This is a genomic window from Pseudomonas caricapapayae (assembly GCF_001400735.1).
GTDB classification, from domain to species: domain Bacteria; phylum Pseudomonadota; class Gammaproteobacteria; order Pseudomonadales; family Pseudomonadaceae; genus Aquipseudomonas; species Aquipseudomonas caricapapayae.
In genome coordinates, this window is the sequence record NZ_LJPW01000028.1 from 1 (window position 1) to 856 (window position 856).

Annotated in this window: 1 protein-coding gene; it reads right to left on the minus strand. The window is 56.0% G+C overall.

Annotation, left to right across the window (positions count from 1 at the left end; translation table 11 throughout):
• Window positions 1-856: TraC family protein (locus ALO80_RS03710; RefSeq protein WP_159420655.1), on the minus strand; the 856-nt coding region annotated here is incomplete at both ends.

Here is an 856-nt window from a genome sequence, read left to right on the forward strand (position 1 = left end):
TCGTTCAGTGGGTCGAATGTTAGCGGTGCACCGCCGCGGTTGAACAGTGAGATGCCAGGATGGCCCGTACCAGTATTGCGCCCCCACACGGGAGACAAATTGGCCACATGCTGGGCGAGCATCATCTGGGTGTACCAGTCCAAAGCATGTTTCTTGTTAACATCAAAATTGGCCGGCAGCCATCGCAGATAACTGCTGAGAGGAGCGACCTCATCACGAGGATATACAGGTTCCATACCGGCGCTAAGCATGGTATTCGCAAGCTCCATGCTCCGACTCTCCAGCTGTTGCTCATCCTTGCCCGTCAAGTAAAAAACCACGTTGCCACGATACAGCTTGTGTTTTCGACCGATCAGTTTGCGTGCCTCGTCGACCGCTTCACGAGTCAGGGCGGACGCTTGATTGTCACCGACGGATTTACGTGCCAGTTTTTCCAGGTGGGCCTCCAGAACATCCTGAGGAGTGATCACCAGCGTGATGTTGAGCACCGTGTCTTCGGGCAACTTGTCGAACAAGGCATGCAGCGCGTCCCCGCCTTTGCGGGTTTCACCCGTCAGGTGCGCGGTCTTGGGTGCGTCGCGCAAGCGGTCGAGGACGATGACGCGGTGAGGGCGACAGTCAAAGTACCAGAGACCTTTCTTGGCATCCGATTGCGGTTCGCTATAAAACAGACACTGAGAAAAATCATCGCCGCTGGCCAGCGGCAGCGTGCCTTCTTCTCGCGGTTCGACTGTGCGGTTATTGACGATCTCGAAGAAACGATCGATGTCCTGGCGCTTTGATCCCAAATGATCGGGATGCGGGTTGAACCAGTGCAACAGCCAGTGACGGATGTCATGGTGATCCATACGCCGGG